The organism is Idiomarina sp. 29L (assembly GCF_004123135.1).
Classification (GTDB): domain Bacteria; phylum Pseudomonadota; class Gammaproteobacteria; order Enterobacterales; family Alteromonadaceae; genus Idiomarina.
Genome location: NZ_SDJS01000001.1, coordinates 236224 through 260623 on the forward strand (window position 1 = coordinate 236224; position 24400 = coordinate 260623).

A 24400-nucleotide genomic window follows, 5' to 3' on the forward strand; every position below is an offset into this window, starting at 1 on the left:
ATGCCACAAGACTTTAGCCGCACCGAAAGGGTGCGGCATCAGTTACAACGTGAAATCGCACTTATCATACAGCGCGAGGTGAAAGACCCTCGCGTTAGCATGGTGACGGTTTCCGATGTAGAAGTATCAAGAGATTTAGCGTACGCCAAAGTATTCGTTACCTTTTTTAATGATGACGAAGCAGAGACGAAAACAGCACTTAGAATTTTAAATCAAGCGGCTGGTTTCATTCGTTCACTTTTAGGTAAGCGGATTAAAGCGCGCATTGTGCCTGAGCTGAAATTTCATCACGACACCTCGTTAAATGAAGGTATTCGTATGAGTAAGCTGGTGGCAGAAGCACGCGCACGTGACAACAAAAATAAGACTGATTCAGAGGACTAAGCAATGGGCAAAGCTCGTCCCCGCAAAGGGCGTCCTGTCTGTGGCGTAGTCTTTCTGGATAAACCGAAGGGCATGAGTTCCAATCATGCCCTTCAACGTGTTAAACGCCTATACAACGCTCAAAAAGCCGGTCATACCGGCGCTCTGGATCCTTTAGCAACCGGCTTATTGCCCGTGTGTTTAGGGGAGGCCACTAAATTTTCTCAATACCTGCTTGATGCGGATAAAAGTTATCGGGTTGAAGCCACTTTGGGTGTGCGTACAACGACGAGTGACGCAGAGGGCGAGGAAGTAGAGCGTAAGGCAGTCAATATTACCGAAGACGATATTCGGAGAAAACTGCCGCGGTTTATTGGGCCGCAACAACAAACTCCGTCTATCTATTCCGCGCTTAAGCACGAAGGTCGACCATTGTATTATTACGCTCGCCGCGGTATTGACGTCCCACAAAAAGTGCGTGAGATAACCATCCACTCCATTGAGTTTATTCAGTTAGTTGGTGAGGTTCTTGAGTTACAGGTCAGCTGCAGCAAAGGGACTTATATACGCACATTAATCGATGACCTGGGTCAGGCATTAGGGTGTGGAGCGCATGTTTCGTTACTTCATAGAAATGGTGTGGCGGACTTAAACGCGGATAATATGTTGACTATAGAACAGCTGGAGCAATTAGCTGAAGCGGGCGATCTGGACGCGCAGCTGCATTCGGTTGACTGTCTGCTACATGCCTTACCCGAGCAAAAAGTCACTCGTTCTGAAGCACGAGATTTACTTCATGGGCAGCCGGTAGATAATTGCTTAGACCGTGAGGTTGCTGTTGGCGATCAATGTCGTATGTGGTGTGAGCGCCATGATGGTGGAAAGGAGTTTATTGGTGTCGGAGCTCTGAGGGATGATAATCGTTTTTGGCCCAAAAGAGTCTTGGCGCTTGAATTCTGTGAGTTCTCTCTCGATGATTTGAAATAATCATTGATTTTGGGCGTTGGCTCTATATAATACGCGCTTCTCCCGCCCCTGAATTAGTGATCGGAGGCGGATATTTCACACAATTAGGAGTTATTATGTCACTAACTGTTGAACAGAAAGCTGAAATCGTAAAAGAGTTTGGTCAAGGTGAGAACGACACAGGTTCTCCAGAAGTACAAATCGCTTTGTTGACTAAAAACCTGGCTGAGCTTCAAGACCACTTTAAAGCGCACAAAAAAGACCACCACTCACGTCGTGGACTGTTACGCATGGTTAGCCGTCGCCGTAAATTGCTTGACTACCTTAAGCGTAAAGACGAAAAGCGTTATTTATCAGTTGTTGAGCGTCTAGGCATCCGTCGCTAAGACACTGAACAAAGCAAAAATTCTGTAAGAAAGGGCTGAATTGTAAAATTCAGCCCTTTTTTTGTCTTCTTTTTAGTCTTATGGGTCTTAATTTTGTCACAATTCCCTTATACTATGCGGCGAGACAAATAAAGAGAGAAGACGAACATCAATCCGGATGTTCTATATTTATTAGGTAAAGGAAAGACAACGTGAATCCAATTACGAAACAATTTCAATACGGTCAGCATACAGTCACTCTAGAAACTGGCGTTATTGCACGTCAGGCCACTGGCTCCGTATTGGTCAGTATGGATGACACAACAGTTCTGGTAACTGTTGTTGCAAAAAAAGACGTCCGTGAAGGGCAAAACTTTTTCCCGCTGACAGTTAACTATCAAGAAAAAACATACGCAGCAGGTAAAATTCCGGGTGGCTTCTTCAAACGTGAAGGCCGTCCAAGTGAAAACGAGACGCTGACATCGCGTCTTATCGACCGTCCAATCCGTCCTTTATTCCCTGAAGGCTTCATGAACGAAGTTCAGGTGGTTGCTACGGTTGTTTCAGTTAATCCACAAATTAACCCTGATATTGTTGCACTAATAGGTGCGTCAGCGGCGCTGTCAATTTCAGGTGTACCATTCGCAGGCCCAATCGGTGCTGCGCGTGTCGGTGTGGTAAACGACGAATATGTATTGAACCCAACCATGGATGAGCTGGAACAGTCTAAGCTGGATCTCGTGGTTGCAGGTACAGAGAATGCGGTATTAATGGTTGAGTCTGAAGCTGAACTGCTGTCAGAAGACCAAATGCTGGGCGCTGTCATGTACGGCCATGAAGCCATGCAGGACGTTATCAAAGCCATTGAAGAATTTACCGCAGAAGCAGGTAAAGAAAAGTGGGACTGGAAAGCGCCAGAGAAAAACGAAACTCTGCAACAAAAAGTTCGTGAGTTAGCAGAGCAAGGTATTGGAGAAGCTTACCGCATTACTGACAAAGCCGAGCGTAAAGGTAAGCTTGACGAAGTTAAACAGCAGATGACTGAAAAGCTGACGGCTGAAGACGAAAATGTTGACTTAGAAGAAGCTGGTGACATTTTCCACGATCTTGAAAGCGAAATTGTTCGCAGTCGTATCATTGCTGGTGAAAAGCGTATCGATGGTCGTGACCCGGATATGGTTCGTGCTATTAGCGCAGCGACCGGTGTTTTACCGCGCACTCACGGCTCTTCATTGTTTACTCGTGGTGAAACTCAGGCTTTGGTTACCGCAACATTAGGTACAGACCGTGACGCTCAAATGATTGACGAGCTAACAGGCACAAATACCAGCCGCTTCATGCTGCATTACAACTTCCCTCCATACTGTGTGGGTGAAACTGGCATGATGGGCTCTCCTAAGCGTCGTGAAATTGGTCATGGTCGTTTAGCGAAGCGTGGTATTCAGGCAGTAATGCCGAGCCATGATGAATTCCCATACACCATTCGTGTGGTTTCGGAAATTACGGAATCAAATGGTTCAAGCTCTATGGCATCAGTGTGTGGCTCGTCACTAGCATTAATGGACGCAGGTGTTCCCATCAAGTCGTCTGTCGCAGGTATCGCGATGGGTCTGGTAAAAGAAGGCGACAAGCATGTCGTTCTTTCAGATATTCTGGGTGACGAAGATCACTTGGGCGATATGGACTTTAAAGTAGCGGGTAACAACGACGGTATTACTGCGCTGCAAATGGACATTAAAATCGACGGTATCACTCGCGATATTATGGAAAGTGCACTGGCACAGGCGAAATCAGCTCGTTTACACATTCTGAAAGTGATGGACGAAGCGATTGGCGGACATCGTCAGGAGCTGTCCGCTTACGCCCCACGCTTTACCACAATCAAGATTGATCAGGACAAGATCAAAGACGTGATTGGTAAAGGCGGTGCTGTTATTCGCGAGCTAACTGAGTCGACTAATACCAACATCGAAATTGGTGATGATGGCACGATTAAAGTAGCAGCGAGTGACCAAGCTGATGCCGATGCGGCTATTGAGAAAATCAAGCAGCTGACGGCGAATGTTGAAGTTGGCAAAATTTATCAAGGTAAAGTCGCACGTATCGTAGACTTCGGTGCCTTCGTTACTGTGCTGCCGGGTAAAGATGGTCTTGTGCATATTTCTCAAATTGCAGAAGAACGTGTGAACGACGTAAACGAATACCTGAAAGTTGGTGATGTTGTTCCGGTTAAAGTACTGGAAATTGACCGTCAGGGTCGTGTTCGTCTGAGCATGAAAGAAGCGGTTGAGAAAAAAGAAGACGCTAACAACACAGCAAGTGCTGAGAGCAATACTTCAGAAGAGAACTCAACAGAAGAGTAACTCTCAACTGATTAAGAAGCCCCGCTATTTTAGCGGGGCTTTTTTTTGCCTGAAAGGCGCTGAATGTGCTGTAATGTGGGCTATTGATAAATGAAAGGTATTATTATGCAGTTGGTCCGTGTCCATGCCGTTGTTGGCTTAGCTATTGTTTCGATGTTTCTATCCGGTTGCGCCTCGCTGGTGGGGCAACAGCCGTCGGCGATAAGTCAACTCGTTCTAGCTGAGCCAGAACGAGCCGAGTTTCGTTATGAAATAGAATTGGCGCGACTTGATCAAGTTTTAACGGAAGATTTAACCCCCGAGCAACGTGCTGAACTGTATTACCGTCGTGGTGCTTTATATGATGCGGTTGGTCTTAGTACGCTGGCCAGAATGGACTTTACGCGTGCTCTTGAATATAACCCACGGCTTGCCGATGCTTATAATTTTCTTGGTATTCAGTACACTCAGTTACAAGAGTTTGACTACGCATATGAAGCCTTTGACTCAGCGATAGAGTTAGAGCCTAAACATAACTATGCTTACTTAAATCGCGGTATAGCGGAATATTATGACTCGCGCTATGAGTTATCGAAAGAGGATCTGGAGTATCATCTGGAGCGAGAGCCTTCTGATCCATACCGAGTCATTTGGCTATATTTGACTAGCGTGGATATTAATGCCGAAGACGCAAAAAGTACGCTTCGCCAGAATATTAATAAGCTGAATAAATCTGACTGGGGTTACCAGATAGCGCAGCTATTCCTCGGTAACCTGCATGTTGATGAGTTCCTCGAAAAGATGACCCAACAGCTTGGTGAAGATGAGCAACTGACGGAGCGCCTGTGCGAGGCTTATTTCTACCTTGGTAAGTACATGCAACTTGAAAATAAGCCGCTTGATGCGATGAATTACTTTAAGCTGGCACTTTCAACTAATGTGTATGAGTTCGTCGAGCACCGGTACGCATCAGTAGAGTTAGATCGGATTCGACAGTCACTTATCAGTCGATGATAAAAAATTCGCTCGCCGTTATTGTGCTTTTGGTGTTTGGTTATATCAATCACCAGTATCTTAGTGAGAGTCAAGAGCGCTATAGAAATGCGGTCAGCGGTAACGCTCACGCACAACATATACTAGCCAATGCATATTGGCAGCAAGGTAAAAAAACAAACGCTTATTACTGGTGGGGAAAGGCCGCTCAGAAGGGGAGTGTAAAATCCATTAACCAGTTAATGGCACACTTTCCTCAACAGACGGATGAATGGCTGTCGTTAGCCGCAAAAGCAGAAATACCATCAGCGATAAATGCAGTCGCAAAGCGCGAGCTTAACAGTGCAAGGTTCTCTTTGAGGAGCTGGTTGACTCGTTGGGAACAGAAGCAAACGACTTGGCTTGATAAGCAACGGAGCCTGCTGAACGCTTTTGAAAGTCGCCGACAGTGTGATGCCACTTTGGCTGTCATTGGTCACAGTCACGCACAAAAATCAGAGTACCTCAGAGTTTTGAGCGCATTGAACAGCAGTGAATTTGAGCTTAATTGGTGTTCTCGTTGGGTGGTCGACGTGGCGCTTGAATGTACGCTTAAGGGGGAAAGGGACCGTGCAGATTGTAAATCGGGTGAGCAAGCCGATTATCAGATAATTCTTGCTGACTCCGGGATTGCCAGTGCTTCCAGCCGTCAAATAGTATTAACGGAGCATAGCTCGCCAGCTGTCATTCAGCATGAGGTTGCTCATTGGTTAGGATTAGCTGACGAGTATCCCATGTCAGACACTTTGGCGAAAAGCTTTTGCCAGGGGCTGTATCGACATAAAAGCCTTAATGTCGTAGTAACCGGTGCGAACGCACAAGGTGTTTCGGAAAGCGATATCAAAGCCCTATATGAACGTCTTCCCTGGCAAAATAGCCTAAGTTCCTGGAAAGACATTGCTCAGCATACGGGTCAATACTGGGTGTTGGGCTCTGATGCAAACAAGCATAAAGTGGGGCTATTTAAAGCGGATACATGTAATACTGAAGAGGGCTTTCAAGCCTGGAAGCCAGTTAAAGAAACTACCGCTATGGAACAGCATGCAACCGAATATTGGCCAAAGGTGTATCTGAAGCTAATAGAAGCTCAAAGCAAAACGGCTAATTGAGCTAGTATGATCACCGGACAGAAAGTCGCCATAAACCACAGTAAAGAACGCAGTTTGTCATAGTTCGCTAAATAAGCAACGTGGTAGAGCACTCGTAATACGATAAAGGCGATAGCCAGAAACTCAATGCGCTCTGTTACAGTGTTTGTTGCTATGGCCGCTAACAACGCAACTGCGTATAAAGGGAAAGCTTCATACGCATTATAATGACCAGCAACAGCACGTGCACCGCGACCGATAAGTCGTTGTTGCTGAGCTCTTGGATGCTTATTGTCGTAACCATTGTCGCGGTTTTGGAAGTAAACAACAGGCGCCTTGGCTAAAATAGGTAGCAGCCCGGCAATGAGTAAACACCATATAAGTAAGCTCACAAAGCGCTCCTGTTGTTTTTAATGTTTTAACGAACGGTTTCACCAGCCGCTTGCAGATCGGCATGGTAAGACGAGCGGACCAACGGGCCACTGGCGATGTGTGAAAAGCCCATTTCTTCGCCAGCTATGCGCAGTTCTTCAAACTCGTCAGGGTGCACGTAACGCGCTACCGGAAGATGATGCCGGCTTGGTTGAAGATACTGTCCAATCGTCAGCATATCAACATCGTGCGCTCGTAAGTCTCGCATCACTTCAAGAATTTCTTCTTTGGTTTCTCCAAGACCAACCATGAGCCCTGATTTGGTTCGAATGTCAGGGCGTGCTTCTTTATACTTTTTCAGTAAATCAAGTGACCACTGATAATTCGCACCCGGGCGTGCTGCTTTATATAAGCGAGGCACAGTTTCCAGATTATGGTTGAACACATCAGGTGCTTCGTCTTTTAAAATGTCTAAGGCAACCTGCATACGACCGCGAAAGTCAGGTACCAACACTTCCACCTGAATGTCGCCATTACAGTGGTGGCGAATTTCGCGAATGCAGTCAGCGAAGTGTTGAGCTCCACCATCGCGTAAGTCATCACGGTCAACTGAAGTGATAACGACGTATTTCACTTTCATGTCGCGAATGGTTTTACCTAATTTTTCTGGCTCTTCGGAGTCCGGAGGTAATGGACGGCCGTGCGCAACATCACAGAAAGGGCATCGACGTGTGCATATGTCGCCTAGGATCATGAAGCTGGCCGTGCCGTGATTAAAGCATTCCGGGAGATTAGGGCACGACGCTTCCTCACAAACAGAATGTAATCCGTGACTGCGCATTGCCTGCTTAATTTCGTCAATTCGCTCGGTTGAAGAGGGAAGCTTCACTTTCAACCATGATGGTTTGCGCAGCATTTCGTCGCGCTCGGTTGGAATAACCTGCACGGGTATGAGGGCCATTTTGTCGGCGTCGCGCATTTTGACGCCAGGTTCAACTCTAACTGGCTTTGACATAATCTTGAGCGAGTCCTGTTTGTTGAAGAATGTTGCTGTATGACAGCGCATCTGTGAAATGCTTGATAACCGCATTTGCGGCTTCATCAAAACTTTGTGGTCCATTCATATCTTTCGTTTGGACCATTTGTATACCGGTTAAGCCACATGGGTTTATGCGGGCAAAAGGTTCCATATCCATATTGACGTTGAGTGCGAGACCATGGAATGAACAGCCTTTGCGAATGCGTAGTCCTAATGAACACACCTTATCACCGCTGACATAAACGCCAGGTGCATCGCGTCTCGCTGCTGCCTCTATATTATAGTCAGCGAGCATATCGACAATGGTTTGCTCGATGCGATTGACCAGTTGTCTGACGCCATATTTTAAACGTCGAATATCCAGAAGAAAGTATATAACGACCTGACCAGGGCCGTGATACGTGACCTGACCACCGCGATCGACTTGTATTACGGGAATGTCTCCCGGGGCAAGAAGGTGTTCTTCTTTACCGGCTTGTCCTTGGGTAAAGACAGGATCGTGCTCAACCACCCAGAGTTCATCAGCGGTGGCTTCGTCACGTTGGTCCGTAAACGCCTGCATGGCGTGCCATACAGGTTCGTATGGCTGCCTGCCAAGTGTGCGTATGATAAGAGTGTCATTCATGCCGCAATTATAACGTTTGTAAAGCCCTACGGCTAGTCGTTACATCAAAGTACGTAACGAACGTCATCAATATCGGAAAGCGAGCGGTACAATATTTCTATGTGCTCCTGACTTTCCACTCGAACGGATACAGACACTGAATGATAGTTTCCTTTGCTACTGGGCTTAACGGACGGTGTATAATCCCCAGGAGCATGCTCTTGGAGTACGGCTACTACTTGATCAGGTAAACTTTCAGTCGCGACGCCCATCACTTTAAACGTGAAACGCGTCGGGAAGTCCACCAATTTATCAAAGCGCGTTTTTTGCATGAGTTGAACCTTTATTCTTCACTAAATTGTTGCTTAATATAGTCCATAATTTTTTTGAAAAAGCCGCCTTCCTCAACAGCTTGTAAGGTGACTAGTGGAAAAGATGCAACATCTTCACCATTTAGCTGCAAATAGACAGTTCCAACCTTTTGGCCCTTACTAAGTGGTGCTTGTAGCTTCTGGTCTAATTCGAAATTTGCGTTTAAATCATCTTTTTGACCGCGAGGCAAAGTGACAACGACATCCTCGCTGATACCTAACGCTACTTCGTCGATGTCGCCACCCCAAATGCGGTGCGCCACAAAACTTTCACCGGCTTCATAGGCTTTTACTGTTTCGTAGTAACGGAAACCGTAGTTAAGTAGCTTTTTACTTTCTACTTTTCGCGCTTGTTCGCTGTTCGTTCCCATAACGACCGCAATGAGACGAGTGCCGTCTTCTACAGCAGAAGAAACCAGGCTGTAACCGGCTTCATTTGTATGCCCAGTTTTAATGCCGTCGACATTTAAACTTCTGTCCCACAACAACGAGTTGCGGTTGTACTGCTTAATGTTGTTATAGGTAAAGGATTTTTGCGCGTATAACTCGTACTCTTCTGGCGTTTCATTAATCAACGCGCTGGCCAAAGTTGCCATATCACGTGCCGATACGTACTGCTCTGGATCTGGCAGCCCATGGCTGTTTGCAAAGTGGCTGCTTGACATCCCAAGTTGTTGCGCGTAGTTGTTCATGAGGTCAGCGAAGGCGTCCTCACTACCGGCGATATGTTCAGCCATGGCCACACAGGCGTCGTTACCTGAGGAGATGATAATACCTTTGTTCAGCTTTTCGACAGGCACTTGTTTGCCAACTTCGATAAACATCTTTGATGACTCAGGAAAGTTCTTAGCCCAGGCATTCTCACTAATGGTGACTTGATCACTTGGTGAAATTCGGCCGGCAAGAATTTCTTTTCCAATAATGTAACTTGTCATCATTTTAGTCAGACTTGCAGGTGGTAAGCTTTCGTCTGCATTTTCTTGAGCCAGCACTTTACCGGTTGTGTGGTCAATCAAGATGTAAGCTTTCGCATTAACGGATGGTGCGCTAGGCACCAGAGATTGAGCTGCTGCTACGCTTGCAGTACTAAAGGTAATGGCAACGATGGCAAAAAAACGACAGATTTTTTTCATTGGAATTATCTTTTTAGTCAGGTGAAACAACATGTAAAACGCGAGTTTTAATTTAGCGCCGAATTATATCAGTTCTGCGCTGTCCCGTCAGGCGCAGCCGTAGTGTTTTGCGTTGCTTTTACACGAAAGGCTTTAGGGTAACCACTGGCTCTTACTTGTTCGAGTAGGTTGTGACTTTCGTGTTCCGGAACAGGCCCTAATACTAGTTTGTATAGACCATCATTTTGCTCGGTAGTTGCAATTTCTTTAAGCGTTGTCGGTAATTGGTCTTTTATTTGCGACAAACGTTGCTTATCGGACGATGCCACTAATTGAATATGGTAAGAACTCGTTGCTGGTTGCTCACCGGCACTGGCTAACGGTGTTTTCAGGTTTATCGCTTCGACCCGGACATGAGCGGTTCCAGAATCCAGCATATCAAGCTTATAAGCGGCGGCAAAAGAAAGATCAATAATGCGTTCGGGGTGGAAGGGGCCGCGGTCATTGACTCTTACGATAACGCTTCGTTCATTGCTTAGGTTAGTGACTTTTACATAAGTGGGTAAGGGCAGTCGAGTATGAGCAGCTGTCATACTGTACATGTCATAGTACTCGCCATTCGAGGTAAGATGGCCATGAAATTTATTGCCGTACCATGAGGCATAGCCCTCTTCGACATAACCGTCGGCTTGCTCCATAACCTCATATTGTTTACCAAAAACTTCATAGTCGCGGTTGCCCTGAGGACTATGCGGCTCGGGAACCGGAACCGCATTTCTTAACTCTGCCTGAGTTGGTAAGCGAGTCGGCGCGCTATCGTGATGTTGGCTGTACCTTCCTGAGGGATCAGAACTGCAACCAACAACCAGAACAGTGATTAACGAGTAATAGAGCAGGCTAGCGGCGCGCATTTTTCAATTGCTCACTGAATTGGTAAACCGCCATGGCGTAGAGTGGACTATGGTTATAGCGCGTAATCACGTAAAAGTTATTGTAGCCCAACCAGTATTCTGCGGCATTTTCAGTTTCAAATTCAAAGACCCGAACCTTGGTGTCCGGTGTCACGGTTTCGTTATTGGGTAAATCAAATCCTTGTTTTTTCAGTGCCTTGCGCGTGGTATTGGGTTTCATGCCGTCGCTAAGCACTTTTGACCAGTTCTCACTATGGTTTAGCGGTTGTGCTATAGGCTGTCCTGCTTGCCAGTTATGCTTTGCGAAGTAATTGGCGACACTGCCAATAGCATCGACAGGGTTGGTTAGCAGGTTGCGCTCGCCGTCACCGTCAAAATCGACGGCATAATGACGATAACTGGATGAAATGAACTGTCCGTAACCCATAGCTCCTGCATAGGAGCCTTTCGCTGAATTAATATCCCAATCCTCTTCAGAAGCTAACTGAAAGAACTCTGAAAGCTCAGAACGAAAGAATTTAGCGCGGGGGGGGTAATGGAAACCTAAAGTATAAAGTGAATCCAATATGGAATATTTTCCCATATAGTTACCATAAAAGGTTTCTACTCCAATAATTGCGACAATGATCTGAGCCGGAACACCGTACTCTTGCTCTGCTTTTTCGAGTGTGGCTTCGTGCTCTTCCCAAAACTTTAAACCGGCTTTTAGGCGTTTCTCAGTTAAAAAGATTGGATAGTACTGATACCAGGGTTTGGCTTCCCAAGGACGCTGTATCGCTTCAAGTACTTCGTTGTTAACCTTGGCCTTGCTTAACCACTTATTCAGTTGTTCTCTGTCAAGGTTATGTTGCTGAACTTGCTGCTCAATAAACTCATCAACACTTGGTACATTATCCTGTGCCGCCAGACCAAAACTGAAAATAGATAGTGTAATGCCTGCTAATAAACGCATAACCAGCCTCTTGTTTTAATTGTTTATAATGAGCCTGTGGTGAGTCGCTATCGACATTAATATGCCAAAACCCGCCATAAGCGTCACCATTGAGGTGCCACCGTAACTTATTAAGGGTAATGGTACCCCAACAACAGGTAAGAGTCCTGAAACCATACCAATATTTACAAAAACATACACAAAGAAGGTCAGCGTTATAGAGCCGGCGAGCAACTTACTGAAAATGTCCTGAGCTCGCATGGCAAGAATAAGGCCGCGCAAAATCACAAAACCGTATAAAGCCAGAAGCAACACAACACCGGTAAGACCGAATTCCTCGCTAAATACCGAAAAGATAAAATCGGTGTGCCGTTCAGGCAGAAACTCAAGTTGTGACTGAGTTCCCTGCAACCAGCCTTTGCCATCAATACCACCCGAGCCTATGGCTATTTGTGATTGAATAATGTGGTAGCCGCTACCAAGTGGGTCTCTCTCTGGGTTTAAAAAGGTCAGTACACGCTCTCGTTGATAGTCGTGCATGAGATAAAACCAAAGTACGGGGGCAAAGGCGGCGGCCGCTACAGCGGCGGTCATGACCAGTCGCCAACTGAGACCTGCCAGAAAAATAACAAACAATCCGGCACTGGCAACAATCAATGAAGTTCCTAAATCGGGCTGCTTCGCTATTAGTAATGTGGGTATCAACACAAGAAGCAGGCCGCCAAAAAGGTGAGTTAATGTGGGAGGAATTTGTCGTCTGTCCATATACCAAGCCAACATGAGTGGCATAGCAAGCTTCATTATTTCAGATGGCTGTATCGTTATCGGACCAATATCGAGCCAGCGTTGTGCGCCTTTACCCATTTCGCCAAAAGCAAGAACGGCCACCAGCAGTAGCACTGCCATAAGAAATAGCGGAACGGCAAGTCGGCTCAATGCCCGTGGTGGAACTTGTGCAAGAATAAACAGCACGACAAAGGACGCTAAAATTCGAACTGACTGACGCTGCATCATCGCTATATCTTGACCCGATGCGCTAAAAACCACGAATAAACTGACAACAGAAAGCGTAATAAGGGCCAAAAATAAAGGTCCGTCAATATGAATTTTTTTTAGTAGCGGGTTTCGCTGTCGTTCTTCAGTTGTCAGCATCGTCTTTCACCTGCTGGTTATCCTTAATCATGTAACGAGAATGCCATGCATCAAGCATTTTGCGAGCAACAGGAGCTGCCACGCTGCCACCACCGCCGAGTGAGTTCTCAATAGCAACAACGATAGTGACTTTAGGGTCAGTTGCCGGTGCATAACCAACGTACATAGCATTGTCGCGGTAGCGTTCTGCAATCTCTTCCGCATTGTACTCTTCGTCCTCGCCCAGGCTTCGAACTTGCGCCGTACCTGTTTTACCGGCTGAACTGTATTCGGCATCTCTAAATGCTGAACGTGCTGTGCCGGTGTCACTCATGTTCACTTTCTTCAGTGCGTCTTTAATAACGTCCCAGTGTGCTGTTTTTTTTACTTCTACCGGACGGTTGTGAGTAATTAATGCTTCTGACACTTGCCCTCCATCTAAAGTGCCCCGAAGTAGCCGAGGAATAACATGCTTTCCTTCATTCGCCACAATGGAAGTCGCCACGGTTAGTTGAATGGGGGTCGCTGTCCAATAACTTTGTCCAATACCTACCGATAACGTCTCACCAGCGTACCAAGGTTGGCCAAATCGGGCCCGTTTCCAACCTCGGGACGGCATGAGTGCGGGGACTTCTTCGTGTATATCGATGCCTGTGATTTCACCAAACCCAAACTTTGTCATAAAGTCAGATATTTTATCGATACCGAGCTTGAGCGACATGTCGTAGTAAAATGTGTCACAGCTTTCGGTTATCGCACTGGTCACATCGACCCATCCATGCCCCCAGGCAAGCCAATCGCGGTAACGTCTGTCTACGCCTTTAATTTCGAACCAGCCAGGGTCCCAAATGCGGGTGTCTTTAGTAATGGTGCCGTCTTCAAGGCCGAGGAGTGCAATCTGCGGCTTAACGGTTGAAGCGGGCGGGTAAGCGCCCTGAGTTGCCCGGTTGAGCAGGGGGCTGTCTTTAGAATTCAATAAGGAGCGATACTGCTTGACTGAGATACCGTTTACAAACCAGTTCGGGTTATAGCTTGGGGTACTTGCCATGGCAAGAATAGCACCCGTATCGTTATCCATAAGAATAATTGATCCCCGGCTTTCTCCAAGCAGCTCAACGGCCTTTTTCTGGAGTTCAATATCAAGCTCGAGAATCACGTCCACTCCAGGTTCAGGCGCTTCAATACTTAGCGTGCGAACGGCACGTCCCCGGTTATTCACCTCAACACTTTGATAACCGACAGTGCCGTGAAGTTGCTTTTCGTAATACTTTTCAATGCCTAGTTTACCGATGGTGCGACTGGCTGCGTAATTAGCAAGTCCGCCTTGTTCTTTAAGGCGATTGACGTCCTGTTGGTTAATTTTGGCAACGTAGCCGACAGCGTGGGTTAGTAAATCCGCATAGGGATAACTGCGGATAAGGCGTGCTTCAAGGCTCACCCCAGGAAATTTATGTTGATGTGCTGCGAATGTAGCAAGTTCTTTTTCATTCACATTGTCGAGTAATGGAACATTGTTAAAGCGTCGTTGGCTTTTTAAGTTTTGTTTAAATTGCTCAAGAGTCTCATCGGGGAACCCCAGCAAACTCTGGAGGGATGTCAGGGTTGCGTCTAAGTCAGGTACTTCTTCCGGGGTAACGTCAATACTGTAAATAGGCTTGTTTTCAGCTAATAAAACGCCGTTACGATCGTAAATCAGTCCTCGGTTAGGGGCTAAAGGAACAAGCTTAATTCGGTTGTCGTTTGAACGGGTTTGCAGTTCGTTATGTTCACTTACTTGTAAGTGGAACATATTGGATGCCAGCAATACGAATACCGCCACAACAATAACGATAGCGACCATCGCACGGCGGGCAAAAATAGCTGATTCGGCTTCGTGATCACGTATGGTTGTGCGCTGACGCATTATTATCGTTATTATTCTCTGTGATAAGGGTGATTATTATTCAAACTCCATGCTCGGTAAAGACTTTCAGCAACAATTAACCGAACCATTGGGTGTGGCAGCGTCAGCTTTGATAACGACCAACGTTGCTCCGCAAGCGCCAGACACTCACTCGATAGTCCTTCAGGGCCACCAACCAGCAACGTAACATCGCGCCCATCCATTTGCCAGGCGGCAAGCTGTTGGGCCAGCTTCGGTGTATCCCACGCTTTACCGTTTACTTCCAGTGTAATGACTTTGTTGCCTTTGGGGATAGCTTGAATGAGCGCCTTGCCTTCTTCCTGCACGATTCGGTTCACATCGGCTTTCTTTGTACGCTTTTGAGCCGCAATTTCGGTTAATACAAATTTGCAGTCGTTAGGGAAACGCTTTTGGTATTGCTCAAAGCCTTCTTTTACCCAGGTTGGCATCTTAGTGCCAACCGCAAGTAACTGGATTTGCACTTACTGGCCCCAGAGCTTTTCAAGCTGATAAAAGTCGCGGATAGCTTCTTGCATAACATGCAAAACCACATCACCCAAGTCGACTAAAACCCACTCTGACTGCTCGCCGCCTTCAATACCGATAGGCGGAAAGCCTGCGTGTTTCGCTTCAGTTGCCAGATACTCGGCAATGCTTTTAACGTGCGTTTTTGAACTGCCCGAACAAATGACCATAAAGTCAGCAACGTCTGTTTTATCGTGAACATCTAAAACTTGAATGTCACGGGCTTTTATATCTTCAATTTTGTCGATGACAAAATCGCGTAATTCTTCTGCCTGCAAAGGAGGGTCTCCATTTGATTTAAAAAGGTTTTGCTTCAACCGGTAAGTTTAACAGAATATCGCAGGGCTGTTCAGCTACAAATACAGTTTGTTTGTTTTAATATACTCGTAAACCGAGGTTGGGATAGGCGGTGAAGCGGGGCGCTCGTGTAATTGACTTCGAAGCTCTGTTGCTGAAATATCAATAAGTGGTGTTTGCGCTATATAAAGTTTACCGTCAGGACTATTTGTGAGGATACCGGGCTGATAAACTCGGTGTTGTTCAATGAAACGCTTCAGTTCACTGTCCTGCGGCTCAAAAGGAACACCGCTTCTTGGCATAACGACGATATGCGCATGCTTTATAATGTCTTGCCACTGATACCACTGATTTAAGCTCATTAGCGAGTCCATACCCATCACAAAAATGAGTGTGTCGCCTGGATAATGCTCAGAAAGTTCAGCGAGTGTCGATGCTGTGTAAGACGGACGTGTTTGCTTCAGCTCCCAGTCCTCAGCCTCAAACCCCGGATAGTCCTTGCAGGCAAGCCTGACCATATCGAGACGCTGTTTAGCTGAAGCTTCCGGTTGTGCACGATGCGGAGGAATGGCGCTTGGCATGAACGCAAGGCGGTCAATTCCGAGCTCTTTCATTAGTGCGTTGGATGTCTCTAAATGACCATGATGGATCGGGTCAAACGTGCCGCCAAAGACTGCTCTGATCATAATGAAATAAAAGTATTTTCAAGCTGGAACGGGTGAGAGAACGGCTGCAAACTATGGGCAGCCGTTAAGCTGCTTTCCTTCTGACACAGCAGTCCAAGCAAGTGAACAGTAAGCACTAATGGCGACTCACCACTGTCCTGTTTTAATGCCATTTCTAAACGCTCAATGAGGTAGTGCAATTGGTGCAGTGCTTCTACTGATAAAGACTCAGCTCGTTTAATATAACCTGGTTGTTGATTTGACCAAATCATATTACGACGAAAAAGAGCTGAAACGTCTGTGTTGCCAGCGTGACTTTTCAGCGTTGTCAGCAATTGAACTTCCCGTTGTAAGATCCAGACAAAGCGATGAAAATCGTTTTCCTCATCGAGTAAACGAGTCAGTTTGTGCAGAGCGTCTTTATAGTTACCAGCCTGAATACTTTCTTGCAGCGCGAATACATTAAAGCGGCTTGAGTCACTGCTCGCATCGGTTAGGAACTCATGTGTAATGACGCCGGAATCACTGAGTAATTGCCATTTACGCAGTTCTTGATCAAGCGCTAACAAGTTGCCTTCAAACCAGTCAGACAGTAATTCAGGTACGCCTTCGGCTAGCGTCAGTTGGTACTTTTGGGCACGCTTATGAATAAACACCGGCAAACGAGCCTTATCGGGACTTTGGGTTCGAATAAGAGGGCCGTGTTCAGCTAGCGACTTAAACCAACGGCTATTCTGGTGCTCCTTTTTTAAGTAGCTTCCAATGACAACCAGTGTATGGTTTTCAGGCAGTTGATTTGCGTAACTGTGTAAAGCGTTTGAACCTTCTTTTCCGGGTTTGTTTTCCGGAAGCTCGAGTTCAATAAGTGTGTCGCTTCCGAATAAACTCATTGATTGTTCGAGTTCACTCAGTTGCTTCCATTCAAAGTCCTTTGACTGTATCCAATGATATTTTTCTGCGTCGTGGCCGAAATGTTGCCGGATAACGTCTATGGCATCCATCCGCAATAACAAGTCATCGCCAAACAGCAATAACACAGGGGGAACGCCTGAACGCTCAATGTATTGACTTAATTGTTCTGGGAACAATGTCTGCACTTAACGCTCCGTTATTGAGAGAGTTCAGAAACTATCTGCTGAAGGATAATTCGTGATGCTTCAGCACGCATTTCATTCACCAGCATTTCTCGCTCACGCGTTTTTGCCAGCGCAAAGTTTGGATCATCCTGATAGTCTCTGGCTACTTCTGCTGTTCTCTCAACGATGACTTGATTGTCTTTCAACAGTTGGTAGCTGACCTGATACAACAGCTCGTATTCGGCAACCTGACCACTCTCGAAAAGTGACAGGGTGCGTCTCTCTAGCTTGTCAGAAAGCAGCGCTAATTGGTAACTACTGTTTTTGGAAACGTTAATACCGGAGTGAACCAGTCGTTGCTCCATTTGATAAGCAAGCTCTTTTGATACATTTGACTGTAATCGAATTGACTCCAGACTTTCCGGTAACTGATAATCGCCACGGAGCTGAAAGCCACACCCGGAGAGTATGGCTATCAACGAAAAACTCAAGAGTACCTGTGTGACTGTTCTCATCGAGGTTAACCAACAACAATGTTGAGAATTTTTCCGGGAACGTAGATTTTCTTACGAATCTCTTTTCCTTCAACGTGTTTTTGTACCGACTCGTCGTCAAAGGCTTGCTGTTCAACTTGCTCAGCTGACGCATCAGCAGACACGGTCAACTTAGCCCGAACCTTGCCGTTGATTTGAACAACAATCAGCTTTTCGTCTTCTACTAGGGCGCTTTCGTCAACGTTTGGCCACTTTGCGAATGACAATGGTTCTTCGTGGCCAAGTTCTACCCATAACTGCTCGCACACATGAGGGGTAATTGGCGCTAACATTCGAACCATTGCGTCAATAGCTTCACCCAACACCTGGCGATCAGCGTTCGTCTCCATTGGCGCTTTCTGGAGGTGGTTTAGTAACTCCATTATTGCGGCAATAGCCGTATTAAAGTGCTGGCGTCTGCCCATGTCGTCGGTGACTTTGGCTATCGCTTTGTGCAACTCACGGCGCAGAGTCTTTTGCTGTGAATTCAGTGTTTCACCGGATGCATAGCCTCCGGCATTAATGAAGTCGAAAGTCAGTTTCCATAAACGACGCAGAAAACGTTGAGCACCTTCTACTCCGGAGTCAGACCACTCAAGCGTCATTTCTGGTGGCGCAGCAAACATCATAAACAGGCGAACGGTGTCGGCACCGTAACGTTCGACCATGGTTTGCGGGTCAATACCGTTATTTTTCGATTTTGACATTTTACTCATGCCACCAACTTCTACCGGTTTGCCGTCGGCTTTTAACGTAGCGCCGGAAATGGCGCCTTTATCGTCACGTTGAATATCGACATCTAATGGAGAGAACCATTCTTTACCGCCTTTTTCGGTGTCGCGGTAATAGCTGTCTGCTAACACCATGCCTTGGCATAGTAAGCGCTTAAACGGTTCGTCAGACTCTACTAAGCCGGTGTCACGAAGCAGTTTGTGAAAGAAGCGTGCGTACAGTAAGTGCAGTATCGCGTGCTCAATGCCACCAATGTACTGGTCGACAGGAAGCCAGTAATTCGCTTTCTCAGGATCTAACATTGCGTCGTGGGTTTGAGCACTGCAGTAGCGAGCGTAGTACCATGACGATTCCATAAAGGTGTCAAAGGTATCTGTTTCGTGCTCGGCCGCTATGCCGTTGTATTCCGTTTTACGCCATTGAGGATCGGACTTGATAGGTGAGTTAACACCATCCATGACGACGTCTTCCGGCAATTTAACGGGCAGTTGTTCTTCTGGAACCGGCACGGACTCGCCATTTTCGAGGTTGAGCATCGGAATGGGGGTGCCCCAATAACGCTGACGAGAAACGCCCCAGTCGCGTAAACGGTAGTTGACTTTCTTCTCACCGATGCCTTTTTCGCTTAATTCTTTGGCGATAGCATCAAACGCGTCTGCCGAGCTCAGCCCGTTGAAACGGTCTGAATTGATAACGGTTCCTTTTTCCGTAATCGCCGCCTGGCTAATGTCACTGTCGCCTGAAAGTGGTTCAATAACGGGCTGAATCGGAAGTTTGTATTTGGTGGCAAACTCCCAGTCACGCTGATCGTGCGCCGGTACGGCCATAACGGCGCCTGAGCCGTAGTCCATTAGCACAAAGTTGGCGACCCATACCGGAATTTCTTCACCGGTCATTGGGTGAACGGCCTTGAAGCCGGTATCCATACCCAGCTTTTCCATGGTGGCGATATCGGCTTCTGCAACCTTGTTGTTTTTGCAGTCTTCGATGAATTCGGCCAGGGCAGTATTGTTTTTTGCCGCCTCTTTAGCCAGCGGGTGGCCAGCTGCAACCCCCATATAAGTCACGCCATAAATAGTGTCAGGGCGCGTGGTGTAGACTGTTAGGGGCTGATCATAGCCATTGACTGAAAAGTCGACTTCAACCCCTTCAGAACGGCCAATCCAGTTGCGCTGCATGGCTTTAACCTGTTCCGGCCAGCCGTCAAGTTGGTCAAGGTCGTCCAGAAGCTCTTCGGCATAGTCAGTGATTTTTATAAACCACTGTGGAATTTCCTTTTGTTCTACGGTTGCCCCCGAGCGCCATCCTTTACCATCGATCACTTGCTCGTTGGCTAAAACGGTTTGGTCGACCGGGTCCCAGTTAACTGTTGCGTTCTTTTTATAAACCAGACCCTTTTCATAAAGCTTAGTGAAAAACCATTGTTCCCAGCGGTAATAGTCAGGAGAGCAGGTCGCAACCTCGCGATTCCAGTCGTAACCAAAACCTAAACTTTTTAACTGGTCGCGCATGTAGTCGATATTTTGATAGGTCCATTTCGCCGGCGCAGTCTTATTCTGTATTGCGGCGTTTTCAGCAGGCAAACCGAACGCATCCCAGCCCATTGGCTGTAAAACATTTTTACCCAACATGCGTTGATGACGACTGATAACATCGCCTAACGTATAGTTGCGAACATGCCCCATATGTAACTTACCGCTAGGGTAAGGGAACATTGATAGGCAATAGAATTTGTCTTTGCCAGGCTCTTCTTTAGCGGTAAAAACGTCTTGTTCCTGCCAGCGCTTTTGCATGGCAGCTTCAATTTTGCTGGGGTTATATTGTTCTTGCATAGTCCTGCTTACTTCCGTTGGTGCAATAAAGTGAATTAACTAATGGCGTACCACATGACCAGCATGACAACGATGCCAGCTAAGCCAAAAAAGCCATACTCAAACACAGAGCGTTGTTTGACTTCTGCAGGGGCTGACTTATCGATACCTAATAACATCAACCAGCTGCTTAGACCTAAACCGCCAGCGGCAACCAGAACGGCAAACAAAATAGCATCGAAGATATTTTCCATAATGATATTCCTGTAGAAAGTATAAATAATAACGGCAGATAAAGGCTCTGCTGACACACTGAATATACAGCTTAATAGTGTACTGATTTTAACGCGTTATGACTACGCTTGAGTTCGCTTATTGCGGGCTTTCGTTAAGCTGGCCGGCACCAGGCCGAGAAGTGCAAGTATTAACGCACCCCAAAGACCAAATTGTTTAAACCAGGTATTGCCGTTCACCGGATACAGCTCCGCAGAAACGGTGGTCGCCTTAAACTGCGGAGCTTTATCAATAAATTGTCCGAACTCATCCACTATCGCGGTGACGCCGTTATTCGTTGCCCGTAAAAGAGGACGTTGTAATTCGAGAGCCCGCATTCGGGAAATTTGCATGTGCTGCCACGGTCCGTGAGAGTCACCAAACCAGGTATCATTGCTTATGGTCACCAGAAAGTCTGTGTCTTCAAAGGTGTTGTCCCGAACTTGCTGCGGAAACGCAATTTCGTAGCAAATGGCCATCGAGAGCTTTCTGTTATTCGCTTCTAAATTAGGCTGTTGGTAGTGGCCGCGGCTAAAAGAAGACATCGGCAAATTAAATAGCGGGGCTATTGGGCGGAGAATGTCCTCAAAAGGGACGAACTCCCCAATAGGCAATAAATGGTGTTTCTGATAACGATTCTTGCCACTGTATTCATAGGTGTCATCATCAAGCACAATCACACTGTTATAAAAGGCGTCATTGAGTCTGTCGTAATCGATGATACCGGTAATCAGAGCCGAGCCGTTCACCGATGCCGATTGTTCCATAGTCGTTAAAACGTCTTGAGCATACGGCTCTAGCGCGGTGACTGCGGACTCTGGCCAAATCACAATGTCGTGATTGAATTTAGGTCGGGTTAAGTCGAGGTATCGTAAAATATTAGGCCACTGCTGTTCCGCTTGCCATTTTAGTGACTGCTGAATGTTTCCCTGTACTAGTAGGATGCTGGTTGACTCCGTGCTTCTCCAGGTTGGTTGTAATTTGTGACTGACTGACGACACCGTCATTAAAATAAGCGGCACAATGAATAGTAGTGGGCGGTGGTGCTTAATCGCCATAAAGATGCACAGTGCAGTCATCCAAAGGGCGACCGTAATACCTGATTCACCGATAAGTGGCGCTAAATTGGCATAAATGCCGTCAGTTTGTGTATAGCCAAGGCTTAACCACGGGAAGCCAGTAAATAGCCAACCGCGAAGAAGCTCGAAACCCAGCCAAATGAGCGGTAATGAAAAGCGCCACTGAGGTTTTCTGTGTGCGAGTTTCTGCCACAATCCAAAGGCCATTGCCGGGAATAAGGACAGATAAAGAAACAGCAGCAACAGGATTAATATAGTGGCGTAGACGGGCAAGCCACCGTACTGGTCGATACTGACGTAAATCCAGCTAAGGCCTGTTGAAAACCAACCCAGCCCAAAGGTTAGGCCCGCATAAAAGGCTCGCTTCGGAGCCATTGGCCAAATGATTTTTATAACAACGGGTAAGACAATAAACGGCAACCAGTGCCAGTTGAAAGGGGAGTATGCCAGCGTGAGCGATGCTCCTGACAATAATAGTAGCAGAGAGCTTAACTTACTCCCCCAGCGTTTTGTCATTATTCAGTACTCTCCGACGTCTCGACTTCCTGAATGCTGACCTGAAGCTGTTGAATCCTTCGCTTATCGGCGTTGGTGATGCGAAAAGTGAAGTTACCCAACGTAATTTCTTCTCCGGCTTGTGGAAGGTGACCAAACCCGTGAGCGACTAAACCACCAACAGTGTCGTGTTCTTCATCACTGAACTCAGACTTAAAGTAGTCGTTAAAGTCTTCGATAGTGGTTAGTGCTTTCACTGAATAACGGGTCGGACTTAAGCGACGAATGTTTTGCTTGTCATCGTTTTCATTGATATCGGTTTCATCCTCAATTTCACCAACAATTTCTTCGAGAATATCTTCAATCGTTACGAGGCCTGAAACACCACCGTACTCGTCAACCACAATAGCCATGTGATAACGATTAGAGCGGAAGTCTTTTAGTAACACGTCAACCCGCTTGCTTTCGGGAACAATGACAGCCGGTCGCATGACCTTTTCTAACGAAAAGTCTTCTTCGTTTGAGTTAAAGCCATAACTGAGCAAGTCTTTCGCGAGTAGAATACCCTCAACCTGATCTTTATTATCCGTCACTACCGGATAGCGACTGTGTTGAGAGTCGATAACGATAGGTAAAAACTCTTCGACGCTTTGGTGCACATCAATAGTGACCATTTGCGAGCGCGGAATCATGATATCGCGAACTTTAAGCTCCGCGACATCGAGCACGCCTTCAATCATTTCTTTGGTATCGTTATCAATCAGATCACGCTCTTCAGCGTCCTGAATTAAATCGACGAGTTCTTCTCTGCTTTTCGGCTCACCGGTGAATATTTGTAATAACTTGGCTGCCCAAGATTTACCCGACGAGCCGTTGGCTGAGTGGGGGTTGTCGTCGCTCATTAAAGTGTATGCTCCGTGTTGCTTGTTGTTTCATATGGGTCTGGATAATCAAGAGAAGCCATAATTCGTTTTTCTATCGACTCCATTTCGACGGCATCTTCTTCTTGTATATGGTCGTAACCCAAAAGGTGCAGAGTACCGTGTATCACCATGTGCGTCCAGTGGGCGATAACGGACTTATTTTGCTCTTTTGCTTCGCGCTCAACGACGCTTTGACAGATGACTAAATCACCCAATAACTGGATGGGTAATTCAACGGGACTTTCAAAAGGAAAAGACAGCACGTTTGTTGGGTAATTTTTGCTTCTGAACTGGTGGTTGAGTTCAGCGGCTTCGTTATCTTTTACAACTCGAACCGTTAGCTCCACAGGCTTATCGATACCAAGGTGCTTAATAACAGCGTTGGCCGCAAGAGCAATGGTGCTTTCTTCCGGTGCGTCTTTAATACCCTCGGCAGTTTGGTAATCAAGCGTGATCTTACTCATGAGCGCTTATCGAACTCATCGTATGCTTGGACAATACGTTGAACCACTGGGTGCCTTACAACATCTCCTGCCTGGAAAAAGGTAAAGCTGACATCTGATACTTTATTTAAAACCTCAATGGCGTGACGTAAGCCCGAGCGTTGGCCGCGTGGTAAGTCGACCTGTGTAATATCTCCGGTAATGACCGCACGCGAGTTAAAGCCGATACGTGTCAGGAACATTTTCATTTGTTCACAGGTTGTGTTTTGACTTTCATCCAGGATGATAAAGGCATCGTTCAAAGTACGACCACGCATATAAGCCAGTGGGGCAACTTCAATGACGTTTCTTTCAATAAGCTTCTCGACCTTTTCAAAGCCAAGCATCTCGAATAGCGCATCATAAAGAGGCCTTAAGTAAGGATCGACTTTTTGAGCCAAATCACCGGGTAAAAAACCCAGTTTTTCGCCTGCTTCCACAGCCGGACGGGTCAGTAAAATACGGCGGACTTCCTGGCGCTCTAATGCGTCAACGGCACAAGCGACGGCTAAGTAGGTTTTACCCGTACCTGCAGGACCAATGCCGAAATTCACGTCGTGAGCCAAAATAGCCCGAACGTACTCAGCCTGATTATGGTTGCGTGGCTTAATAAGACCGCGTTTGGTCTTAATGTGTGTCATTTTTTCTGCGGCTGGATCGCCTTTGTCGCGGTCCTGTTCAAGGACTTTGGCCTGTTGAATGGCTAAATGTACCTGCTCTGGCTCAATTTGACCGTCACGACCTTTCATTGGTGCCGTATCGACATATAAATCAAGCAGCAACTTTTGCACAGCCGAAACCGTTTTAGCGTTGCCTATTAAACGAAACTGATGACCGCGGTGGGTTATCTCAACACCAAGGCGGCGCTCAATATGCTGCAGGTTCTCGTCTAAAGGCCCGCAGAGGTTAGAAAGCCGACGAGAATCCGTCGGCTCCAATTCAAAATCTAGCGTTTGCGTTTGTGGACTCAATCGATTCC

26 protein-coding genes are annotated in these 24400 nt (G+C 46.6%); 6 read left to right on the forward strand and 20 right to left on the reverse strand.

The window, feature by feature from the left end; genetic code table 11:
- The 6 genes from rbfA to EST55_RS01100 all read left to right on the forward strand — a co-directional run bounded on the left by rbfA (position 1) and on the right by EST55_RS01100 (position 6177).
- The gene (gene rbfA, locus EST55_RS01075; protein WP_100690443.1) at positions 1-384 is read left to right on the forward strand and encodes a 30S ribosome-binding factor RbfA; all 384 of its coding nucleotides are present in this window, start codon (positions 1-3) and stop codon (positions 382-384) included.
- A 3-nt stretch (positions 385-387) separates the two neighbouring features.
- Positions 388-1350 carry a tRNA pseudouridine(55) synthase TruB gene (truB, locus tag EST55_RS01080; RefSeq protein WP_100690442.1) on the forward strand — a complete coding sequence of 321 codons (963 nt, stop codon included), beginning with the start codon at positions 388-390 and terminating at the stop codon, positions 1348-1350.
- Positions 1351-1445: 95 nt separating this feature from the next.
- Complete coding sequence (gene rpsO / locus EST55_RS01085; RefSeq protein WP_100690441.1) at positions 1446-1715, forward strand: 30S ribosomal protein S15; 270 nt, start codon at positions 1446-1448, stop codon at positions 1713-1715.
- Between the two features lie 191 nt (positions 1716-1906).
- The gene (pnp, locus tag EST55_RS01090; protein WP_129496201.1) at positions 1907-4057 is read left to right on the forward strand and encodes a polyribonucleotide nucleotidyltransferase; all 2151 of its coding nucleotides are present in this window, start codon (positions 1907-1909) and stop codon (positions 4055-4057) included.
- A gap of 105 nt (positions 4058-4162) precedes the next feature.
- On the forward strand, positions 4163-5050 hold the full coding sequence (gene nlpI, locus EST55_RS01095) for a lipoprotein NlpI (RefSeq protein ID WP_129496202.1): 888 nt from the start codon (positions 4163-4165) through the stop codon (positions 5048-5050).
- On the forward strand, positions 5047-6177 hold the full coding sequence (locus tag EST55_RS01100) for a peptidase (protein ID WP_100690439.1): 1131 nt from the start codon (positions 5047-5049) through the stop codon (positions 6175-6177). Before nlpI ends, EST55_RS01100 begins: the two co-directional genes overlap by 4 nt.
- Here the strand turns inward: EST55_RS01100 and EST55_RS01105 are convergent.
- From EST55_RS01105 to EST55_RS01200, 20 genes are all read right to left on the reverse strand, one after another.
- The gene (locus EST55_RS01105) at positions 6156-6548 is read right to left on the reverse strand and encodes an MAPEG family protein (protein ID WP_129496203.1); all 393 of its coding nucleotides are present in this window, start codon (positions 6546-6548) and stop codon (positions 6156-6158) included. The genes EST55_RS01100 and EST55_RS01105 overlap by 22 nt on opposite strands.
- Before the next feature lie 26 nt (positions 6549-6574).
- Positions 6575-7543, reverse strand: coding sequence for a lipoyl synthase (lipA, locus tag EST55_RS01110; RefSeq protein WP_129496204.1), 969 nt, complete (start codon positions 7541-7543; stop codon positions 6575-6577).
- On the reverse strand, positions 7527-8192 hold the full coding sequence (gene lipB / locus EST55_RS01115; protein ID WP_129496205.1) for a lipoyl(octanoyl) transferase LipB: 666 nt from the start codon (positions 8190-8192) through the stop codon (positions 7527-7529). Before lipB ends, lipA begins: the two co-directional genes overlap by 17 nt.
- A gap of 44 nt (positions 8193-8236) precedes the next feature.
- Positions 8237-8503, reverse strand: a complete 267-nt coding sequence (ybeD, locus tag EST55_RS01120; protein WP_129496206.1) for a DUF493 family protein YbeD — start codon at positions 8501-8503, stop codon at positions 8237-8239.
- A gap of 11 nt (positions 8504-8514) precedes the next feature.
- Positions 8515-9675, reverse strand: a complete 1161-nt coding sequence (locus EST55_RS01125; RefSeq protein WP_088768504.1) for a D-alanyl-D-alanine carboxypeptidase family protein — start codon at positions 9673-9675, stop codon at positions 8515-8517.
- A 68-nt stretch (positions 9676-9743) separates the two neighbouring features.
- Positions 9744-10565, reverse strand: a complete 822-nt coding sequence (locus EST55_RS01130) for a septal ring lytic transglycosylase RlpA family protein (RefSeq protein WP_129496207.1) — start codon at positions 10563-10565, stop codon at positions 9744-9746.
- On the reverse strand, positions 10552-11517 hold the full coding sequence (mltB, locus tag EST55_RS01135) for a lytic murein transglycosylase B (RefSeq protein ID WP_129496208.1): 966 nt from the start codon (positions 11515-11517) through the stop codon (positions 10552-10554). The genes EST55_RS01130 and mltB overlap by 14 nt, the downstream gene beginning before the upstream one ends.
- Before the next feature lie 15 nt (positions 11518-11532).
- Positions 11533-12648 carry a rod shape-determining protein RodA gene (gene rodA, locus EST55_RS01140; protein WP_088768501.1) on the reverse strand — a complete coding sequence of 372 codons (1116 nt, stop codon included), beginning with the start codon at positions 12646-12648 and terminating at the stop codon, positions 11533-11535.
- Entirely contained in the window at positions 12635-14530 is a 1896-nt protein-coding gene (gene mrdA, locus EST55_RS01145) for a penicillin-binding protein 2 (protein ID WP_129496209.1), read from the reverse strand. The genes rodA and mrdA overlap by 14 nt, the downstream gene beginning before the upstream one ends.
- 11 nt (positions 14531-14541) lie before the next feature.
- Positions 14542-15012 (reverse strand): 23S rRNA (pseudouridine(1915)-N(3))-methyltransferase RlmH, encoded by a 471-nt coding sequence (gene rlmH, locus EST55_RS01150; protein WP_129496210.1) that lies wholly within the window; start codon positions 15010-15012, stop codon positions 14542-14544.
- Positions 15013-15333, reverse strand: coding sequence for a ribosome silencing factor (gene rsfS / locus EST55_RS01155; protein WP_088768498.1), 321 nt, complete (start codon positions 15331-15333; stop codon positions 15013-15015).
- Positions 15334-15408: 75 nt separating this feature from the next.
- On the reverse strand, positions 15409-16038 hold the full coding sequence (gene nadD, locus EST55_RS01160; protein ID WP_129496211.1) for a nicotinate-nucleotide adenylyltransferase: 630 nt from the start codon (positions 16036-16038) through the stop codon (positions 15409-15411).
- Complete coding sequence (gene holA / locus EST55_RS01165; protein ID WP_129496212.1) at positions 16035-17114, reverse strand: DNA polymerase III subunit delta; 1080 nt, start codon at positions 17112-17114, stop codon at positions 16035-16037. Before holA ends, nadD begins: the two co-directional genes overlap by 4 nt.
- A gap of 11 nt (positions 17115-17125) precedes the next feature.
- Positions 17126-17608, reverse strand: coding sequence for an LPS assembly lipoprotein LptE (gene lptE / locus EST55_RS01170; RefSeq protein WP_129496213.1), 483 nt, complete (start codon positions 17606-17608; stop codon positions 17126-17128).
- Between the two features lie 5 nt (positions 17609-17613).
- Entirely contained in the window at positions 17614-20190 is a 2577-nt protein-coding gene (gene leuS / locus EST55_RS01175; RefSeq protein ID WP_129496214.1) for a leucine--tRNA ligase, read from the reverse strand.
- A gap of 35 nt (positions 20191-20225) precedes the next feature.
- Complete coding sequence (locus EST55_RS01180; RefSeq protein WP_088768493.1) at positions 20226-20423, reverse strand: hypothetical protein; 198 nt, start codon at positions 20421-20423, stop codon at positions 20226-20228.
- 102 nt (positions 20424-20525) lie between these two features.
- The gene (gene lnt / locus EST55_RS01185) at positions 20526-22037 is read right to left on the reverse strand and encodes an apolipoprotein N-acyltransferase (RefSeq protein ID WP_129496215.1); all 1512 of its coding nucleotides are present in this window, start codon (positions 22035-22037) and stop codon (positions 20526-20528) included.
- A complete protein-coding gene (corC, locus tag EST55_RS01190; RefSeq protein WP_088768491.1) occupies positions 22037-22918 on the reverse strand; it encodes a CNNM family magnesium/cobalt transport protein CorC in 882 nt (293 codons plus the stop codon). Before corC ends, lnt begins: the two co-directional genes overlap by 1 nt.
- Complete coding sequence (gene ybeY / locus EST55_RS01195; protein WP_129496216.1) at positions 22918-23403, reverse strand: rRNA maturation RNase YbeY; 486 nt, start codon at positions 23401-23403, stop codon at positions 22918-22920. The genes corC and ybeY overlap by 1 nt, the downstream gene beginning before the upstream one ends.
- Entirely contained in the window at positions 23400-24392 is a 993-nt protein-coding gene (locus tag EST55_RS01200) for a PhoH family protein (protein ID WP_088768489.1), read from the reverse strand. The genes ybeY and EST55_RS01200 overlap by 4 nt, the downstream gene beginning before the upstream one ends.
- Between the last annotated feature and the right edge of the window lie 8 nt (positions 24393-24400).

Coding starts and splice junctions, on each gene's coding strand:
- leuS (WP_129496214.1), bottom strand. CDS start 20,190: ATGCAAGAACAATATAACCCCAGCAAAATTGAAGCTGCCATGCAAAAG.
- nadD (WP_129496211.1), bottom strand. CDS start 16,038: ATGATCAGAGCAGTCTTTGGCGGCACGTTTGACCCGATCCATCATGGT.
- lnt (WP_129496215.1), bottom strand. CDS start 22,037: ATGACAAAACGCTGGGGGAGTAAGTTAAGCTCTCTGCTACTATTATTG.
- lipB (WP_129496205.1), bottom strand. CDS start 8,192: ATGAATGACACTCTTATCATACGCACACTTGGCAGGCAGCCATACGAA.
- lipA (WP_129496204.1), bottom strand. CDS start 7,543: ATGTCAAAGCCAGTTAGAGTTGAACCTGGCGTCAAAATGCGCGACGCC.
- EST55_RS01130 (WP_129496207.1), bottom strand. CDS start 10,565: ATGCGCGCCGCTAGCCTGCTCTATTACTCGTTAATCACTGTTCTGGTT.
- rbfA (WP_100690443.1), top strand. CDS start 1: ATGCCACAAGACTTTAGCCGCACCGAAAGGGTGCGGCATCAGTTACAA.
- ybeY (WP_129496216.1), bottom strand. CDS start 23,403: ATGAGTAAGATCACGCTTGATTACCAAACTGCCGAGGGTATTAAAGAC.
- ybeD (WP_129496206.1), bottom strand. CDS start 8,503: ATGCAAAAAACGCGCTTTGATAAATTGGTGGACTTCCCGACGCGTTTC.
- EST55_RS01180 (WP_088768493.1), bottom strand. CDS start 20,423: ATGGAAAATATCTTCGATGCTATTTTGTTTGCCGTTCTGGTTGCCGCT.
- nlpI (WP_129496202.1), top strand. CDS start 4,163: ATGCAGTTGGTCCGTGTCCATGCCGTTGTTGGCTTAGCTATTGTTTCG.
- mltB (WP_129496208.1), bottom strand. CDS start 11,517: ATGCGTTTATTAGCAGGCATTACACTATCTATTTTCAGTTTTGGTCTG.
- EST55_RS01125 (WP_088768504.1), bottom strand. CDS start 9,675: ATGAAAAAAATCTGTCGTTTTTTTGCCATCGTTGCCATTACCTTTAGT.
- mrdA (WP_129496209.1), bottom strand. CDS start 14,530: ATGCGTCAGCGCACAACCATACGTGATCACGAAGCCGAATCAGCTATT.
- rodA (WP_088768501.1), bottom strand. CDS start 12,648: ATGCTGACAACTGAAGAACGACAGCGAAACCCGCTACTAAAAAAAATT.
- truB (WP_100690442.1), top strand. CDS start 388: ATGGGCAAAGCTCGTCCCCGCAAAGGGCGTCCTGTCTGTGGCGTAGTC.
- corC (WP_088768491.1), bottom strand. CDS start 22,918: ATGAGCGACGACAACCCCCACTCAGCCAACGGCTCGTCGGGTAAATCT.
- lptE (WP_129496213.1), bottom strand. CDS start 17,608: ATGAGAACAGTCACACAGGTACTCTTGAGTTTTTCGTTGATAGCCATA.
- EST55_RS01100 (WP_100690439.1), top strand. CDS start 5,047: ATGATAAAAAATTCGCTCGCCGTTATTGTGCTTTTGGTGTTTGGTTAT.
- rpsO (WP_100690441.1), top strand. CDS start 1,446: ATGTCACTAACTGTTGAACAGAAAGCTGAAATCGTAAAAGAGTTTGGT.